The following is an 18140-nucleotide window of genomic DNA, read 5'->3' on the forward strand; positions in this document are numbered from 1 at the left end:
TATTTTAAATGGTATTACTGGCTGGATTAGAAGAAGGCGTCACCGTTTACGCCGATAAAGGCTACAGTAGCGCAGATAACCGGCAACACCTGCAACAACACCGGCTCCAAGACGGCATTATGGACAAAGCCCACCGAGGCCAACCGTTAACGGCAGCACAAAAAAAGCGCAATACCCGGTTATCGAAAACCCGCTATATGGTGAAACAGAGCTTCGGCACCTTATACCGTAAGTTCCGCTACGGACGGGCATCGTATTTTGGCCTGATATAAAGTAAGGGCGCAAAGCCACTTAAAAGCCATGTGTTTGAACTTACTGAAGGCAGAAAATGCCCGAAAAACGGGCATTTGAAAGGGGGATGAGGGGGATTTTTACCGAAACAGATGGAAAATGGATAACCGAGGCTGGTTGTTTGAGTGAGTTGGGGTTTTGCAAAGGTCTCAGGCTGCCTGAAAATATGTTTTCAGGCAGCCTTTGCAAACAATAACTGCCATTCAAACCATAACCGCGCAATCGGTGAATCAAAACAGCTTATTTTAAAGCCACGGCCAAGCGATCGGATTATAGGCCGCCTGAAACCGCACTTTACGGTTTCAGACGGCCTTTTACTTGATTTTTAGGTGATGTCCTGAAAAGTATGCTGCTGAAAAAAGCATACACTAGGGTCTGTTCACAATTACTTGTCATAAAGGTAACCACATCACAATGCACCCCAATAAAACCGTACTGTGAAAGTTGCGTTTGAGCTTATCGTAACGGCTGGCAATCGCTCGGAAATGTTTCAAACGGCAAAAGGCATTCTCTACCAAATGCCTGATTTTATATAAATACCAGTCCATGTCTTTATTTTTCTCTTCCCTATTGCTTTTATAGGGAATATTGGCTTTCGCACCGCTTTGCTCTATTTGCTCCCTGAGCCGGTCTGAATCGTAACCTTTGTCCGCATTAACCAACTCAGTTTCGGCAAGGTTGATGTTGTCAAGCAGCTCCGGTGCAACGGTGACATCATGGATATTGCCCGCAGTAACGATAACCTCAATCGGATTGCCTGCAGCATCTACAGCCAGATGAATCTTGCTGGTTCTGCCGCCTCGGCTCATACCGATTGCGTGATCCTCTTGCGCACTGAGCGCTGAGGCTGCGGCGCAGTGTTGGTGAGCACGGATATAACTGCCGTCTATGGCTACCCACTCCAAGTCACTCTCTTGGCTGAGCTGTTTCAAGATTGCAGTAAAAATGCCTTTTTCTGACCAACGGTTATAAGCGGTATAAACAGTATGATACTTGCCGAAATACTCGGGCAAATCCCGCCACGGTATGCCGGTTCTTATTCTGTGAAGTATGCCTTCAAGAATTCTGCGCAAATTGGGTTTGCTATAAATACCCAAATCACGCAGAATAGGTAACAGCTTCGTCCAATGTTCATCTTTGAGTAGTGTACGGGGCATCGCAGGTGTATTGGGGGAGGGTGAGAACTTCCTTTTATGCCTGCGTTTCTTTTTTATTCAAGGGTATGACAAGTAATTGTGAACAGACCCTAGTTTGCTGCAACGCCACAAAGCACCCTAGCAGTGATATAGTGCCCTAAACCGCCGTTAAGCCCATATCCAGCCGCTTTCAGGCAGCCTTTTGTGGCCGTAAAACCATTTGGCCTGCCGCAATGGCATTAAAAAGCACCCATTCGGAGAGAAGCCCATGAACCACTGCCCATCCCCCGCCAACACCAGCGAAACACCGGTGGCCATTGCCGGTTTGCAAAACCTGGCTCTGCTTGACAATGCCAAAGACGCACCGCTGGCCGCCGATGTGGCCTTTTTAAGCACCGCCTTGCAAACCGTGCTGGCCGACTGCACCAGTGCGCCGGTGCAACACACCATTCAAGCCCTGCTCAGCGGCCAGCCGCCGCAGCAAGTGGTGGCCGACGCGCTGCCGCAGCTCAACGACGACCAATTAGAAAACCTGATTCGCGCTTGCAGCCTGTTTGCGCAAGTGCTCAATATTGCCGAAGACGCCCACCACCAGCGCCGCCGCCGCGCCCACGAATGCGACGATGCCGCACCGAGCAAATCCTCGTTTGCCCATGTGCTGTCGCTGTTGCAGCAACACGGCACCGATGCCGAAACACTGCAACAACAGCTGAACCACACCACCGTGGCCGCCGTGCTCACCGCCCACCCCACCGAAGTGCAGCGGCAAACCATTCTCAATTTCCACCGTCAAATCCGCGCCCTTTTGAGCGAACGCCCCACCTGCACCGGCAAGCGCAGCCAGCAGGATTTACAGCGCCAAGTGCAAACCGTGCTGTGGTCGCTGTGGCAAACCAACGAAACCCGCCACTTCAAAATCACCGTGGCCGATGAAATCAGCAACGGCGTGGGCTATTTTCCGCTCAGCTTTTTCAGTGCCATCCCCGGCGTATACCGCAAAATGGCTGCCGAGCTTCAGGCAGCCTATCCCGGCACCGAGCTGCCCGATTTGCTGCACATCGGCGGCTGGATTGGCGGCGACCGCGACGGCAATCCCTTTGTGTCGGCCGACACCCTGCACCACGCCTTTGCCCAACAAGCCGATGCCGTATTCCATTTCTACCGCCAGCAGTTATCGCAGCTTTACAGCGAGCTGTCCTTGTCCAGCCGCCGCGTCAATGTAAGCGAAGCGGTGTTGGCCATGTCTGCCGCCTCACCCGACACCGAACGCGCCCGCGAAGAAGAGCCCTACCGCCGCGCTCTGGCCTATATTCTGGCGCGGCTGATGGGCAGCGCCCATGCTTTGGGGCTCACCCTCGGCTGCCGCTTCGGCCTACTGGCGCCTTATGCCGATGCCGATGCCTTTTTGGCCGATTTAAGCGCCATCCACGAATCCCTCAGCAGCCACGGCAGCCGCCCGCTGGCCGAAGGCACCTTGGCCGATTTGATGCGCGCCGCCTCGGTATTCCGCTTTTACCTGATGCCGCTGGATTTGCGCCAACACGCCGGCCAACACGCCGACACCGTGGCCGACCTGTTTGCCCATGCCGGTTTGGAAGACTTTAACGCGCTCAACGAAAGCGAGCGCCAACACGCCCTTTTGCGCGAGTTGGCCAGCCCGCGCCCCTTGTTTAACCCGCATGTGCAATACAGCGAACAAAGCACCCACGAATTGGCCATTTTCCAAGCCGCCGCCAGCATCAAAGCCCGCTTTGGCGACAGCGCCATCCGCCAAAGCATCATCTCCAATGCCGAGCAACCCAGCGATTTGCTCGCCCTGGCATTGCTGTTAAAAGAAAGCGGCTTGCTACGACTGCAAAACGGCTGCCCGGTGAGCAGCATCAATATTGTGCCGCTGTTTGAAACCATCGATGCCCTCCAAGGCTGCCTGAAAGTGATGGACACCTTGTTTTCCCTGCCTTGGTATCGCCAGCTGCTGGCCAGCCGCGATAATGTGCAGGAAATCATGCTCGGCTATTCCGACAGCAACAAAGACGGCGGTTACGTTACCAGCCAATGGTCGCTGTATCAGGCCGAATACGCCCTGGTGGCCTTGTTTGGCCGCCACCAAGTGCGCCTGCGCCTGTTTCATGGCCGCGGCGGCAGCGTTGGGCGCGGCGGCGGCCCCGCCTACGAAGCCATCCTTGCCCAACCGGCCGGCAGCGTGGCCGGGCAAATCCGCATCACCGAGCAAGGCGAAGTCATCACCGCCAAATACGCCGATGCCGACAACGCCGAGCGCAACCTCGAAACCTTGGTGGCCGCCACACTCGACGCCAGCCTGTTGCCGCACCGCACCGAAGAGCCGGATGCCGAATTGATGCAGGCCTTGTCCGAACACGCCTTTGCCCACTACCGCCAGCTCATCACCCAGCCCGGCTTTATCGACTACTTCCTGCAAACCAGCCCGATACAGGAAATCGCCAGCCTCAACATCGGCAGCCGCCCCGCCAGCCGCAAAACCTTAGCCCGCATTCAAGATTTACGCGCCATTCCGTGGGTGTTTTCGTGGACGCAAAACCGGCTGATGTTGCCCGCGTGGTACGGCTTTGGCAGCGCCGTGACCGCGCTGACCGAGCACAACAGCACGGCATTGGCGCGGCTGCAACACATGGCACAGCACAGCGCCTTTTTCCACGCCATGCTCTCCAATATGGATCAAGTAATGGCCAAAGCCGACCTCAACATCGCCCGCGCCTACCTCACCTTGGCCGCCGATACCGACACCGCTGCCATCATTTTTGCCCAAATCGAAGCCGAGTTCAGCCGCAGCCGCCAAGCCTTGTTGCAGCTGCTGCAACGCCCGCAGCTGCTCACCGACAACCGCAGCCTCGCCCGCTCGCTGGCCTTGCGGATGCCTTACCTCAACACCCTCAACTGGCTGCAAGCCGCCCTACTCCAACGCCTGCGCCAACAACCCGACAACCCGCACCTGCTGCAACTAATTCACCTCACCATCAACGGCGTGGCACAAGGCCTACGCAACACCGGTTAAAGGCAACAATAGGCAGTAAAAAACCAGCACAAGGCTGGTGTTAGCATAATGTTAGGCTATGCGGCGATATGCCGTAAATTGGTTGTTATCACCGCTCAATAAATCCATCAATTTTGGATGAATAAATAGCTTATCTCTGCCAATATGAATTTCATTTAAAACACCGATTTCTGTTAATGCCTGAAGATACCTTGATGCTGTTTGCCGTTTGGCAATGCCTGCTTTCTCAAGGCTAAGAATGCGAGCATAGGGCTGTTCAAACAATAAAGTCACAAGCTCATGGCTGTAAATGGATGGTAAGGCTGCCTGAATATAATCTTTGGTGTGGGCGGACAGCTTTTTGATAGCCTCAATTTTGGCAATTGTCCATTTTGCAGTATCTTCTACGCCCTCCAACATGTATAAAATCCACTCTTCCCATGCGGATTGGCTGGTAACGGCCAGCAAAAGGTGGTAATAATCGGCCTTATGCTCAATGATATAGCGGCTCAAATAAAGAATGGGTAGCCCAAGCAACCCTTTTTCAATCAGCAACAGACTGTTCAATATACGGCCTGTTCGGCCATTGCCATCTGAAAAGGGGTGAATGGCTTCAAATTGATAATGAGTGACGGCCATGACAATCAGAGGATCTAAGTCTTGATGGGTTTCGTGTATGAATTTTTCCCAGTTGGCTAATTTATCGCGTATCAGACTTTCACCCTCTGGCGGCATATAGATGATTTGGCCGCTGGTATTCGAACGCAAGGCCGTACCGCTGGTTTGGCGTATGTCCATATCACGGCCTTTAATTTCGCTGCACACCAGCTTGGCTGTTTTGGTGGATAGTGGCAATTTGTCCAGCAATTGAAAGCCCGACAGCAAGGCACTGCGGTATCGCATGGCTTCTTTAGTGGCAGGGTCTGCAGATTGGCTTTCTGTTTGCATATATTGGAAAAGCTTGTCTGTAGTGGTGACTATATTCTCAATCTCTGAGCTAGCACGCGCTTCCATTATCGGCAGTGTGTTAATCAGCATGCTTTGATTCGGTATAAGTTCGGCAGCTTGTTTTAGCTCTGCCAGCGCTGCACGTGCCCTAATACACTGTCGCAAAATCGCCTTGCTTTCAATATCCTGCTTTGGCGGTAACAGCGGCAGATGATTGTAGGCTTGTTCTGCTTTCCAAGTGCTCATGTTTATAAATCCACAGAAAATAAAGGTATTTGCAGTATATGTTTATCAGGCGTACATGTCTATCAAATATATTTATAAAATAGCAATTTATAAATATATCAAGCAAGCCGTCAACCTGCAAAACCTGACATTAAAAACAGCTTGCCATCAGTACCCCTTTTTTCTGGTCGTAAACTTCAGCCAGTTTTAAATTATAGCCCTGGCTGCGTCATCACGCTGGCACAAAAAATCGCCACTGGCAAAATTTAAACAGGCATATATTATTTATATAGCAACGAAAATAAATAAATCATATACGGCGGAACTGACTTACTCGGTGCTTCAGCACCCTAGTAAATCGTTCTCTTTGAGCTGAGGCCTCAGACAGTACAAGTAGTAGTGCGACAAGGCAAGTCAACGCCGTAGGATTATTTCGTTGTTTGCTATTAAAAGATTTAATACAGTAACTGTATCAGACCATGAAAAGGCTGCCTGAAACTTTTTCAGGCAGCCTTTTAGTATGGATATGTTGCCACTATAAAACCTTTATCCCAATGCACCTTAATCTAATCTAAATCATTTTTTGGCGATTTATTTCAGATTACCGGATAAAAATTGCTTCAGACGCTCCGATTTGGGTTGGCTTAATATCTCTCTCGGATTGCCCTGCTCTTCGATTTGGCCTTTGTGTAAAAAGATCAAATGGCTGGATACTTCCCGCGCAAAGCCCATTTCATGCGTGACAATGATCATAGTGCGCCCTTCCATAGCCAAGGTACGCATCACCTTCAAGACTTCGCCCACCAATTCCGGGTCCAATGCAGAAGTCGGCTCGTCAAACAAAATGATTTCCGGCTCCATACACAAGGCTCGCGCAATGGCCACCCTTTGTTGCTGACCACCAGATAAGGCGATTGGGTAGCGGCCTTCCACGTCCTTCAAACCCACTTTGGTCAAGTATTTTTTTGCCCGTTCGGTGGCCTCCTCTTTGCTGATGCCCAGCACCCGCAAAGGCGCCTCTTTCAGATTTTCGATCACCGTCATGTGTGACCACAAATTGAAATGTTGGAACACCATGCACAGCTTGCTGCGAAACTGCTGCAACTGCGCCCGATTCTCCGCATGCAGCTCACCATTTTTTTGTGGCACCAATTTAAGCGGCACCCCATCCAAGGAAATACGACCCTGATTGGGTTTTTCCAACAGATTCATGCAACGTAAAAAAGTGCTTTTACCAGAACCGCTGGAGCCGATAATACTGATGACGTCACCTGCTTTCGCCTCCAAACTCACCCCGCGCAATAGGTATCAAATTGGTTAAACGCATCCCCGCCCTGGCTGCGGCTGGTGCCGTGATACATCACCAGCGGTTCCCCCGTTTTCGGGTTGATTACCTTTGATGCGTTTTTAGGATCATTTTTCCAATCACCAAACCAGCGCTTAAATTCAGGCGTGCGTACCTGCTGCCATTGCTTAAACGTAAGCTCCGTCCGGCCTGCCGCCCTGGCAGATTCATAGGCTGATTTTGAGTTGCCATCTTTTGGTTGACGGCTGAATTTGGTATCGTTCCCCTTGTAATTCAGATAGCTGCGCAGTATACTGGCTACGTCTCCTGATGGTACCTTGCCGTTTTGCTCGGGTGTTTTTACACCGGCTTCGGAATAACTGGCGTTCAGGAGACTTTCTTTTGTAATCACGCTGTGAACATACATACGGTTGGTGTTGGCATCTTGTTTAACCAAAACTGTAACAATATCGTCTTTACCGTCAATAACCACCGGCGCGCTGATAAAGTGGTGGTTTTGGTCTTCTACAACAGTTGAATGCACCACAATACCTTTTTCAATCACAGCCGGAACCGACGCAAAAGCTTCCGCCTTAAACGGGTTCATCCGGTGTGCCATCGAATCACGCACCGACCGATCGTTTAACACCACTTCCCCAACTTCAGGATTCACCGCCTTGTTTCCGGCGCGATTAAAGATACCAGCCGCCCATTCCCGTAAAGCAGGATATCCATGCGGCGCTTGCCGCTCGCTAATGGTATAAACAGGTTTGCCCTGCAACACCGCCGCTTTGCGTGCAAAATCAGCATCACCGGCACGGCTGAATCTGGCATCATCATTATCCGCTTGCGCCAAATCCTTGTTTGTTTTAATATCACGCTTGATTAGGTCGACATCTGATGTAATATCCCAATGCAATTGAAGCGGATGGGTTTTCAGAAATTGTCGGCCTTTTTCTTTATCCAAATACAGCAAATCAGTATCAAATGCAGCTACAAGCTGGCTGTTACTGCGGCCATAAACACTGGCCACATTCACCAAATCCAAGCCGTGTTTGCCTTTATCCAAATGCAAGGCCGCAATCACAGGTTTGTCTTGCCCGTTCTCTTGCTCCACCAGCTCCGTCAATACCACAAAAGAATCTGCCTTGGTTGCAGATTGAAACACCGCAATCGGATTATTTAGATTTTCAGGCAGCCGCTTTATATCTTCAGGTCGGATGGCATGGCGGTTTTTATCATAAGCATTTTGGCGGTTCAGATAATTGGCGATGGCTTTCTCAATCGTGCCGCCTGAAATACGCACCTTACCTTCCGGCACGCCCAACATTTTCAGCACTTCAGGTGTGGTTCCCATATGGATATATCCGGCAGCCACTTTGCCATTTACAACATTGTCCACAGCTTGTACAAAAGCCGAATCTGCCGCTTCGTTCAAGCTGTATTTGAATTTAGCATCATTATTCAGGCTACCTGAAGTTTCCCCATCCACCTTATCCAGCTGCTTCAACCAGCCGTAAATATCCGCATCGCTGATGGTATTGCGCTCCGTGCCCATTACCTTAGCCAGCGCCGTGCGCAAATGGTTGGCCAAGCGGCTTAAATAGCCGCCCAAGGTATCGCGCATTGCCAACGGCACCTTGGCGCCATTGCGTTGCTCGAATGCGGCATAATCACCGGTCTGCGTGGCCGCATACAAATCGGCCACCGCTTCTTCTACCGCCCGGAATTTATCCATCCCCGCGCCGTCAGCCGCACCACGCCGTTGCTTGTAAATATGGTCGGCAGCCTGCTTGATTACCGCATTGCCGTTGTAAGCCGCGCGAAACAGACCTTGCCACTTCTGCCAGCCGTCCACATCAATCTTGCGGTGGCCAAGCTCATGCCATGCCACAAACTGCGCCGTGCGCTCATTAGGCAAGGCTTCGGCAATCAGCGTGATGCGTTGCGTTTTCGGGTTGTACCAGCCTTGCGCACCCTGCAAATCCTGCGCATTATTCGGCCGCGCCACATCCTCATGCGCCACGATTTCGATATGGCGCATATTGTTTTTGCCTACCGCCTGCTCGATGGCTTGGCGTAGGGTATTGATTTCTATCGGCTCAGATGGTACATTAGCCCTGTCATCTGCACCCAAGCTCCTGCCTCTTCGTGAGTGGGCTTGCGTATCGTTCAGGTGGTTGTTGCTGTTGGGTTGCGCCCGTTCAAGCGCAGCGTTTGAACTTGTTTCATTCAATCCCGGCGCAGCGGCTGCCTGTTCTGAACCAGTGGCCATGTATGGAGCACCTGTATCGGCACGGGAGAGTGTAGCGCCGGTATCAGTAGGGGCGGTATTGTCATATCCCTTTCCGCCCGCACCTTCATACAACTCAAAGGCGGTAACCGTCCACGCGTTACTGCCTTTGCTTTTTCTCAAGCCCACACGATGTTTGCCGTGCTCAATCTTCAGCGCGGTTGAATCGCCCACCTGCGTACGCGCCACCTCGTGCCCACGGGCAATCGCTTCCACAATATCCTGCGTCAGCATCTTTACTGCCGCCTCGCGGCTCATGTAACGATGAAGACTAAAACCCAACACCGCCGCCGCTTAAACAACTGGCAAGCCGTTATCCGCAGATAGCGGCTTTTTTAATGGAGTAAATATGGAAAACGATGAGCTTTACAACATTATTCAGCCGCTGAAATCAGCTAAATACACATGCGCGCTGCATTGGAATTGGATTGACAGATGGATTGAGCAGCAGAGTGAAGACGGCGGCTTCAACGATAGCCCTGAATATCAGCGCGGGCACGTTTGGACGGAAGCACAGCAAATCAGCTTTATCGAGGCAGTGCTACGCGGCATCATTCCTGACTCCCTGTTGTCTATCCGCCTGAATAACCCGACTTTTGACGATTCTGTTTTGAGCGCGTGGTGCAATCACAAACAATGGCTGTCTGAATTACCGCGTGAAGTCCAAGTAATTGACGGCAAGCAACGCTTACAAACAATCCGCAAATTTATGCACAATAAATTAGCCGTTTTTGACGGAAAAATCAAAGCCGACAATTTGAATGGCACCCACTTTTCAGCAAAAGGCCGCATTATTCAGGTGAATATTATGAACTTCACCACGCAGCGTGATTTACTGCAATTTTATCTTGATTTAAATGCCGGAGGAACACCGCATAGCCAACAGGAATTGGATAAAGTTCGCGCCATGCTTACCGAAAAACAAACATGATTAAAGCCCTACACAACATCCTCATCCTCGCCGCCATGCTGCTATGGCTGGCATTTGAAAGAGCAACAGGCCGCCGCTTCCGGTGGCCTTTTTAATTGAGGTTTATTGATATGAACACAGAATTGAAACTGCTGATAAGCGAAGTTAAAGAAGCCGTGCAAACATCACTTCTTGACGAAAAAAACCTATGGGATAGCAATCGTGTAGCCCAATACCTTGGCTATTCAACCCCGTATTTTAAGCGCGCCATTGCCACTTTAACCGGGTTTCCCAAGCCGATTATCATGCCCGTTCGTGGTAATGGTGGCCGGGAGCGCTACGAACCAAAGGATATAAAGCAGTGGGCAAAACGCTACCAAGCTTAATCCAGCAAATCGGCCAAATTGGCGATATCCGGGGCATAGTAGGTGTTAAGCAAAATCTTAATATCTCTATGCCCTGATATTTTTGCCAAGTCCATTACATCCACTTTTTTAGATAAGCGCGTCAACGCCTCGCGCCTGGAATCATGAAAGTGCAAATCATCAATTTCACAATAACGCACACCACGCCGAAACAGGGTACTCAAAGGCTCAGGCGACAACCCCAGTGCGAAATCAAGTTTCAGCGGTTCAAGCATTTTCAACAGCTCAATAGCCCTTCTCGACAGCGGCACATCTCTACTATGGCCGTTTTTTGTCATCGGTAAGTGCACCACGCGCCTGCCAAAATCCACATCCCCCCATTTTATATTGCAAATTTCCCCCGCCCGCATGGCGGTTTCAATCGCCAGCAAAAATGCCAGCATCACACGCTGCTTTATCATCACCGGCTTAACATCATCGTCAAATTCAAAATAAGCACACAGCCTGCGAATTTCATCGTCAGATGGCCTTCGTGTTCTTTCGGGATTGTCTTTCGGGCGGCTTATTTTGCGACACGGATTATCATTAATCAGCCGCCATTCGCGCATGGCATGATTAAATACAGATGACAGAGTGGAAAGTTCCCGCGCAACGCTTGGCGGCTGTACCTGCTTTAATCTATCATCCCGCCAATCTGCAATATGTTCCGGCGCCACATCCGTAAGCAGCACATTGCACAGCTCATGGCGAAGCAGGCGCGATAAACGCAAATGCTCAGAGCGATGGCCACGCTTTAACGGCGTGACCTCTTTTTGATAACGGATTACAATATCAGATACAGTAAGGTGCTTTGGCGCGATACCAAGGCGCTTATTCGCAATATCCACTTCAAGCTGAGCCGCCCACGCTCTTGCTTCAGTAATCGTCCTGAAAGTTTTGGAACGCTCAACGCCTTTTGAGCGCACCCGGGCTAAATACTTGTTTTTACGTTTTGTGATAGTGGCCATAGCGGGCAAAAAATAAGCGGATTAAGGCTTTAAAATACCTTAATCCGCTATTGATTAACAGCCAATTGTCACACATTTGGCACAAGCCAAACGCAAACTGCTGTTATTACTGCGTGTTTTGGTGCCGACAGCGAGACTTGAACTCGCACGACCTGCGGTCACTACCCCCTCAAGATAGCGTGTCTACCAATTTCACCATGTCGGCTTTAATTTTTGAATGTTGCTTTTTATTCGGGAATCACCGGCTTGGGCGCTGAGGTGGGCGCGGGTGCGGTTTGTGCCGGGGCACTTTGCGGTACGTTGCTGAAATCCAAGCTGGTTTTGCTGCTGTGGGTGGCGATAAAACCCAATGCCAGCGCTGTGGTAAAAAATACTGTCGCAGCCATGGCGGTGCTGCGGCTCAAAAAATTGGCGTTGCCAGCGGCACCAAACACGCCTTGGGCGCTACCTGAACCAAAGGCAGCACCGGCATCGGCACCTTTGCCCTGCTGCATCAACACCAGCACAATCACCGCCAAGGCGGAAAAGATGTTGATAATCCAGATAATGGTTTTAAAGGCTTCCATGAATTTTTCTTTAAATTAAACAGCCAAGCGCGAGGCTTGTTGTGCAGCATCAATAATGGTGGCAAAAGCGGCTGCCTGAAGCGATGCGCCGCCAACCAGTGCGCCGTCTACACCCGGCACAGCCAAAATGGCAGCGGCGTTTTCTGCATTCACGCTACCACCGTAAAGGACGCGGATTTTAGCACTCTCGCCGCACAAAGACAAGATTTGCCGGTAAATAAAGCCGTGCATGTCGCCAATTTGCGCCACGGTGGCCACTTGGCCGGTGCCGATGGCCCAAACCGGCTCATAGGCCACGGCCACGGTGTCGGCTTTTAAGGCTGCCAATAATGACAATTGCTCGGCCACCACCGCTTCTGCTTCTCCGGCTTCGCGCTGCGTCAAGGTTTCACCCACACACAAAATCGGCACTAATCCGGCGGCTACTGCGTGCTGCCATTTGGTTTGCAGTAGGACATTGTCTTCACCGAAATACTGGCGCCGCTCGGAATGCCCCAGCAATACAAACTGCACACCCGCATCGGCCAGCATGGCGGCGCTAACTTCGCCGGTATAAGCGCCATTGTCGCCAAAGCGGCTCACATCCTGTGCGCCCACCCAAACCGCGCTATCGGCCAAAGCGGCAGCCGCTTGCGTTATATAAACCGCAGGCACGGCCACACCAACCAGCGCATCGGATGCGGGCAAGGCACGCAAGGCCGACAATAAAGCCGCATTGGCCGCTTGCCGTCCGTTCATCTTCCAGTTGCCCATCACCCATTTTTGCTGCCACATAAGCGCTCCTGCTATTTTCAATTCATGGCACAAACCGCTGCGCCAAAGCGGGCGTATTGTAACCGAAAACCACCACATCGGGTTTATCTGCCGGCATTGTCACACAATTGCAATAAAGCTTTCATACACTGTGCACTATTCAGTAATTCACTTTTCTTCACCTTATCTAACACCCAACTTAATGTATTTCAATATGGAGAACCCCATGCGCATTCAATTGTCTTCCGCGGTGATTTTGGCCGCCCTGTCTTTGGCCGCCTGCTCTGATAAAGCCCCGCAACAAAATGCCGCTAGCGCCGCTTCCGGCACCGCACCGGCCACAGCCAATGCTTCACTGGACATCACCGGTGCCGGTGCATCCTTTCCGCAGCCGGTATACGCCCAATGGGCCACTGCTTATCAAGGCGCCACTAGCGGCAAAGTGAACTATCAATCCATCGGCTCTTCCGGCGGCGTGAAACAAATCACCTCCAAAACCGTTAACTTTGGCGCCACCGATGCGCCCTTGTCTAAAGAAGAGCTGGATAAAGAAGGCTTGATTCAATTCCCCACCGTGATTGGCGGCGTGGTGCCGGTGGTAAACATCGACGGCATTGAGCCGGGCAAGCTGAAGCTCAACGGTGAAGTACTGGCCAATATTTATTTGGGCAAAATCACCAAATGGAACGACCCGGCCATCGTGGCTTTGAACGACGGCCTGAAGCTGCCCGACGCCAACATCACCACCGTATTCCGTTCCGACGGCTCCGGCACCACCTTTAACTTCGTTACCTACTTAAGCCAAGTTTCCCCTGCATGGAAAGAACAAGTGGGCGCCGCCAACTCAGTGAAATGGCCTACTTCTGCCAGCGGCGCGGCTGGTAAAGGCAATGAAGGTGTGGCCACTTATGTATCACGCGTGAAAAATTCCATCGGCTATGTGGAATATGCCTACGCCAAGCAAAACAATATGTCGCACGTGGCTTTGCAAAACAAGGCCGGTAACTTCGTACAGCCCTCGCAAGAGAGCTTTGCCGCTGCCGCCGATGCCGACTGGAAAAACGCCCCCGGCTTCCAGCTGATTCTAACCAACCAAGGCACCGACCAAGCTTGGCCGATTGCTGCGGCCACCTTTATTCTGGTGCACAAAAAAGCCGACGATGCCGCCAAAGCCAAAGCCGTATTGTCTTTCTTTGACTGGGCTTACAAAAACGGTGACGACGCCGCCACCAAGCTGGACTACGTGCCGCTGCCGACCAGCGTGAAAGACCTGATCCGCGAAGAGTGGAAACAAGTTACCGACGCCAACGGCGCTGCGGTTTACTGATCGCCCCTGCTTTCAGGCAGCCTAGAGCAATCTTTGCTTCAGGCTGCCTGAAAGCGCATTATAGTGGATTAAATTTAAACCAATACTGCGTTGACTCGCCTTGCCGTACTACCTGTACTGTCTGCGGCTCGCCGCCTTGTCTTAATTTAAATTTAAACCACTATAAAATACTCGCACATTACTGCCTTACTACATGACATAAAGACACCACCATGAGCGATTTACATCAAAGGCTGGCCAACCAGCGCCGCTTGGACTGGCTATTTGTCGGCACCACCAAATTGTTTGCCTTGCTGGTTTTGGCCAGCTTGGCCGGCATTATGATTTCCTTGGTGATCGGCGCCATCCCCAGCATGAAGCAATTCGGCTTCGGCTTTTTCACCAACGCCAACTGGGATCCGGTGGCCGGCGATTACGGCGCATTGGCGCCGATTTACGGCACCTTGGTTACTTCTTTTATTGCACTGATGGTGGCGGTACCGGTGAGCTTCGGTATTGCCCTGTTCCTCACCGAATTAAGCCCCAACTGGCTTAAACGCCCGCTGGGCATTGCTATTGAATTGCTGGCCGGCATTCCCTCCATTATCTACGGCATGTGGGGATTGTTTGTGTTTGCGCCGTTTTTTGGCGAATACGTACAGCCTTATTTGATTGAATACCTAGGCCCCATTCCGGTAATCGGCACCCTGTTTCAAGGCGCGCCGATGGGCATCGGCCTTTTCACCGCCTCACTGATTCTGGCGATTATGATTATCCCGTTTATCGCCTCGGTAATGCGCGACGTGTTTGAAATCACCCCGCCCATGCTGAAAGAATCGGCCTACGGCTTGGGCGCTACCACTTGGGAAGTGGTGCGCCATGTGGTGCTGCCCTACACCAAAGCCGGTGTGGTGGGCGGCATTATCTTGGGCTTGGGGCGCGCACTGGGCGAAACCATGGCGGTCACTTTTGTGATCGGCAACACCTTCAACATCTCCGCCAGCCTCTACAACTCGGGCGTGTCGATTACCTCGGCACTGGCCAACGAGTTTGCCGAAGCCAACGACAAGCTGCATTTGTCTTCGCTGCTGTATCTGGGTTTGATTTTGTTCATTATCACCTTTGTGGTGTTGGTGATTTCCAAAATCATGTTGCTGCGTATGCAGCGCAATGAAGGCCGCGCGCATTAAACATAAGGACACCCGAATATGAACAACGCTTTATACCGCCGCCGCCGCTTACTCAACCACTTTAATCTGTTGATGTCTTTGTGCACCATAGCTTTCGGCCTGTTTTGGCTGGGTTGGATTTTCGTCACCCTATTTAGCGAAGGCTTTAGCAGCTTGGGCGCACATATTTTCAGCATGGACACCCCGCCGCCGGGCATGGAAGGCGGCTTGCGCAACGCCATTATCGGCAGCCTGATGATTACCTTCTTTGGCCTATTGGTGGGCACGCCCATCGGCATTCTGTGCGGCATCTACTTGGCCGAATTCGGCCAAAAAGGTTGGCTGGCACCGGCCACGCGCTTTATGAACGATATTTTGCTGTCGGCGCCTTCCATCGTTATCGGTATTTTTATCTGGGAGCTGGTGGTATTCCAACAAGGGCACTTCTCCGGCTGGGCAGGCTCCTTGGCCTTGTCGCTGCTGGTGATTCCGGTGGTGGTGCGCACCACCGAAAACATGCTGCGCCTGGTGCCCAACAGCCTGCGTGAAGCCGCTTTTGCCTTAGGTACGCCCAAATGGAAGCTGGTGAGCATGGTGACCTTGCGCGCCGCCAAAACCGGCGTACTCACCGGCATCTTGCTGGCCTTTGCCCGCATCACCGGCGAAACCGCACCCTTGCTGTTTACCGCGCTAAATAACCAGTTCTTCAGCCTCAACATGAATCAGCCCATGGCCAACTTGCCCAATGTGATCTACCAATTTGCCATGAGCCCCTATTCCGACTGGCACGATCTGGCTTGGGCCGCCGCCTTGCTGATTGCCCTCACGGTATTGACCGCCAATATTCTGGCGCGCTACCTGGGCAACAAACACCAATAAATCACGCTTGAACAGGATTCCGATACATGGACACCACGCAAAACCAAAGCAAAATTGCCGTACGCGACTTCAACTTTTACTACGGCACCTTCCATGCGCTGAAAAACGTCAACATGGACATTCCGGCCAATAAGGTAACCGCCTTTATCGGCCCCTCCGGCTGCGGCAAATCCACCCTGCTGCGCACCTTCAACCGCATGTACGACCTCTACCCCGGCATGAAAGCCGATGGCCAGCTCTTGCTCGACGGCAAAAACATCCTCGACAAAAATGTCGACTTAAATCTCTTGCGCGCCAAAGTGGGCATGGTATTTCAAAAGCCCACCCCGTTTCCGATGTCGATTTACGACAACGTTACTTTCGGCGTGAAGCTGTATGAAAGCCTGAGCCGCAGCGAATTGGATGACCGCGTGGAATGGGCCTTGCGTAAAGCTGCCTTGTGGGGCGAAGTGAAAGACAAACTCAAGCAATCGGGCAACTCACTTTCCGGCGGCCAGCAACAGCGCCTGTGCATCGCCCGCGCCGTGGCCTCCAAGCCGGAAGTGGTGCTGCTGGACGAGCCCACCTCCGCCTTGGACCCCATCTCCACCGCCCATATTGAAGAGCTGGTAACCGAGCTGAAAAAAGATTACACCATCGCCATCGTTACCCACAATATGCAGCAGGCCGCACGCGTGTCCGACTACACGGCCTATATGTACTTGGGCGAACTAATGGAAGTGGGCGAAACCACGCAAATCCTCACCAAGCCCGGCCGCAAAGAAACCGAAGACTATATTACCGTTAAGTTTGGCTAAGCGTTTCAGGCAGCTTTGAGCACTGGGCAAAATTAAGGCTGCCTGAAAAATGACTTGATTTTCTTCAGGCAGCCTTTTATACATGCTAAACAGTAAAACGCCCGCAGTGCGGGCGTTTTTTCATACTATAAAATATTACAAGCGCTTACTTGGATTGCTCTTCCCAATCTTTCAGCTCCTGCTCCACCTGTTCTTTGGTGTAGCCGTAGCGCTCTTGCAAACGGCCGGCCAGCTGGTCGCGCTTGCCTTCAATTACTTTCCAATCGTCATCGGTCAGCTTGCCCCATTTTTCTTTCGCCGAGCCTTTCAGCTGCGCCCATTTACCTTCGATTTGATCCCAATTCATGGCAAACTCCTATCCTGTTGAAAACATGTCCTGTTGAAAACATGCACAAAACAGTGCATACACCAACACCATACCTGCAAACAGCACACAAAGCAAACCAACAACATTTTGTTTTATTTAAATTTATCAAAATTTAAACCATGTAAAGCAATTTACCCTCACCCAACAGCGGCTTAGCCAGCGGCGCTTTACACTGTTAAACTACATTAATTTACCATAACCACCTGCAAATACACCCAAATATGCACACCATTAAACTGAACAGCCACGACAAAGCCAGCCGCTACCGGCAACTGCTACCGCAATTGACTGCCTTGATCGAAGACGAAACCGACCTCACCGCCAATCTGGCCAATATTTGCGCCGCCCTGAAAGACAGCTTTGACTGGCTGTGGGTGGGCTTTTACCGCGCCGACAACCACACCCGCCAGCTGATCTTGGGGCCATTTCAAGGCCCACCTGCCTGTACCCGCATTGCCCACGGGCGCGGCGTGTGCGGCCAAGCCTGGGCAGCGGCACAAACGCTGGTGGTGGCCGATGTCAACGCCCATCCGGACCACATTGCCTGCTCCTCGCTGGCGCAATCGGAAATCGTGGTGCCGGTGCTGGATGGCCACAATAACGTGGCATTGGTATTAGATGTGGATGCCGACCACACCGCCTGCTTCGACCAAACCGATGCACAATACCTGCAACAACTGGCCGCATTGATAAGCCGACACCATTTCAGCAGCCCCACTACCACGCAAGGGCTATGACCCGCTCCCAAAAAGATTTATAATTTACCGATTTAGCGGCCTGCCAATCATGGCACCGCACCACCCACATATATTCAGCATTTTCGGAGCAGA

17 protein-coding genes, 1 tRNA gene and 1 pseudogene are annotated in these 18140 nt (G+C 51.8%); 10 read left to right on the forward strand and 9 right to left on the reverse strand.

Features of this window, described 5'->3' with window-relative positions:
• Positions 1–14: 14 nt before the first annotated feature.
• Both JQU52_RS13740 and JQU52_RS13745 read left to right on the forward strand, forming a co-directional pair.
• Positions 15–351: pseudogene (locus tag JQU52_RS13740) on the forward strand (transposase); the annotation flags it as partial.
• Entirely contained in the window at positions 329–487 is a 159-nt protein-coding gene (locus JQU52_RS13745; RefSeq protein WP_230340616.1) for a hypothetical protein, read from the forward strand. The pseudogene JQU52_RS13740 and the gene JQU52_RS13745, both read left to right, overlap by 23 nt.
• A gap of 196 nt (positions 488–683) precedes the next feature.
• Here the strand turns inward: JQU52_RS13745 and JQU52_RS13750 are convergent, their stop codons facing one another.
• Positions 684–1448 (reverse strand): IS5 family transposase, encoded by a 765-nt coding sequence (locus tag JQU52_RS13750; protein WP_230339020.1) that lies wholly within the window; start codon positions 1446–1448, stop codon positions 684–686.
• 247 nt (positions 1449–1695) lie between these two features.
• On the opposite strand from JQU52_RS13750, the gene ppc reads away from it, so the two are divergent.
• On the forward strand, positions 1696–4461 hold the full coding sequence (gene ppc, locus JQU52_RS13755; protein ID WP_230339021.1) for a phosphoenolpyruvate carboxylase: 2766 nt from the start codon (positions 1696–1698) through the stop codon (positions 4459–4461).
• Between the two features lie 51 nt (positions 4462–4512).
• On the opposite strand, the gene fic is transcribed toward ppc, so the two are convergent.
• From fic to JQU52_RS13770, 3 genes are all read right to left on the reverse strand, one after another.
• The gene (fic, locus tag JQU52_RS13760) at positions 4513–5634 is read right to left on the reverse strand and encodes a protein adenylyltransferase Fic (RefSeq protein WP_230339022.1); all 1122 of its coding nucleotides are present in this window, start codon (positions 5632–5634) and stop codon (positions 4513–4515) included.
• A gap of 570 nt (positions 5635–6204) precedes the next feature.
• Positions 6205–6915 (reverse strand): ATP-binding cassette domain-containing protein, encoded by a 711-nt coding sequence (locus JQU52_RS13765; protein WP_230339023.1) that lies wholly within the window; start codon positions 6913–6915, stop codon positions 6205–6207.
• Positions 6903–9449: a MuF-C-terminal domain-containing protein gene (locus JQU52_RS13770; RefSeq protein WP_230339024.1), complete on the reverse strand. Its 2547-nt coding sequence runs from the start codon at positions 9447–9449 to the stop codon at positions 6903–6905. Before JQU52_RS13770 ends, JQU52_RS13765 begins: the two co-directional genes overlap by 13 nt.
• A 91-nt stretch (positions 9450–9540) precedes the next feature.
• Here JQU52_RS13770 and JQU52_RS13775 point away from each other — a divergent pair, with 91 nt between their 5' ends.
• Positions 9541–10122 (forward strand): DUF262 domain-containing protein, encoded by a 582-nt coding sequence (locus JQU52_RS13775; RefSeq protein ID WP_230339025.1) that lies wholly within the window; start codon positions 9541–9543, stop codon positions 10120–10122.
• A 110-nt stretch (positions 10123–10232) separates the two neighbouring features.
• Positions 10233–10487, forward strand: a complete 255-nt coding sequence (locus tag JQU52_RS13780; protein WP_230339026.1) for a hypothetical protein — start codon at positions 10233–10235, stop codon at positions 10485–10487.
• On the opposite strand, the gene JQU52_RS13785 is transcribed toward JQU52_RS13780, so the two are convergent.
• From JQU52_RS13785 to tpiA, 4 genes are all read right to left on the reverse strand, one after another.
• Entirely contained in the window at positions 10484–11473 is a 990-nt protein-coding gene (locus tag JQU52_RS13785; RefSeq protein ID WP_230339027.1) for a tyrosine-type recombinase/integrase, read from the reverse strand. The two genes, JQU52_RS13780 and JQU52_RS13785, sit on opposite strands and share 4 nt — an antisense overlap.
• A 119-nt stretch (positions 11474–11592) precedes the next feature.
• Positions 11593–11678 (reverse strand) — tRNA-Leu (locus JQU52_RS13790).
• A 22-nt stretch (positions 11679–11700) separates the two neighbouring features.
• Positions 11701–12039, reverse strand: coding sequence for a preprotein translocase subunit SecG (gene secG / locus JQU52_RS13795; RefSeq protein ID WP_230339028.1), 339 nt, complete (start codon positions 12037–12039; stop codon positions 11701–11703).
• Between the two features lie 15 nt (positions 12040–12054).
• On the reverse strand, positions 12055–12813 hold the full coding sequence (gene tpiA / locus JQU52_RS13800; protein ID WP_230339029.1) for a triose-phosphate isomerase: 759 nt from the start codon (positions 12811–12813) through the stop codon (positions 12055–12057).
• Between the two features lie 205 nt (positions 12814–13018).
• Here tpiA and pstS point away from each other — a divergent pair, with 205 nt between their 5' ends.
• The 4 genes from pstS (at position 13019) to pstB (ending at position 16943) form a co-directional block, all read left to right on the forward strand.
• Positions 13019–14119, forward strand: a complete 1101-nt coding sequence (gene pstS, locus JQU52_RS13805) for a phosphate ABC transporter substrate-binding protein PstS (RefSeq protein WP_230339030.1) — start codon at positions 13019–13021, stop codon at positions 14117–14119.
• 212 nt (positions 14120–14331) lie between these two features.
• The gene (gene pstC, locus JQU52_RS13810; protein WP_230339031.1) at positions 14332–15288 is read left to right on the forward strand and encodes a phosphate ABC transporter permease subunit PstC; all 957 of its coding nucleotides are present in this window, start codon (positions 14332–14334) and stop codon (positions 15286–15288) included.
• Positions 15289–15306: 18 nt separating this feature from the next.
• Positions 15307–16146, forward strand: coding sequence for a phosphate ABC transporter permease PstA (gene pstA, locus JQU52_RS13815; RefSeq protein WP_230339032.1), 840 nt, complete (start codon positions 15307–15309; stop codon positions 16144–16146).
• A gap of 26 nt (positions 16147–16172) precedes the next feature.
• Positions 16173–16943 carry a phosphate ABC transporter ATP-binding protein PstB gene (pstB, locus tag JQU52_RS13820; RefSeq protein WP_230339033.1) on the forward strand — a complete coding sequence of 257 codons (771 nt, stop codon included), beginning with the start codon at positions 16173–16175 and terminating at the stop codon, positions 16941–16943.
• Positions 16944–17088: 145 nt separating this feature from the next.
• On the opposite strand, the gene JQU52_RS13825 is transcribed toward pstB, so the two are convergent.
• Complete coding sequence (locus JQU52_RS13825) at positions 17089–17289, reverse strand: CsbD family protein (RefSeq protein ID WP_230339034.1); 201 nt, start codon at positions 17287–17289, stop codon at positions 17089–17091.
• Between the two features lie 242 nt (positions 17290–17531).
• Between JQU52_RS13825 and JQU52_RS13830 the strand changes: the two genes are divergently transcribed.
• Positions 17532–18047 carry a GAF domain-containing protein gene (locus tag JQU52_RS13830; protein ID WP_230339035.1) on the forward strand — a complete coding sequence of 172 codons (516 nt, stop codon included), beginning with the start codon at positions 17532–17534 and terminating at the stop codon, positions 18045–18047.
• Positions 18048–18140: the final 93 nt, after the last annotated feature.

Origin of the sequence: Paralysiella testudinis, from assembly GCF_016894345.1 — a bacterium.
GTDB classification, from domain to species: Bacteria; Pseudomonadota; Gammaproteobacteria; order Burkholderiales; family Neisseriaceae; genus Paralysiella; species Paralysiella testudinis.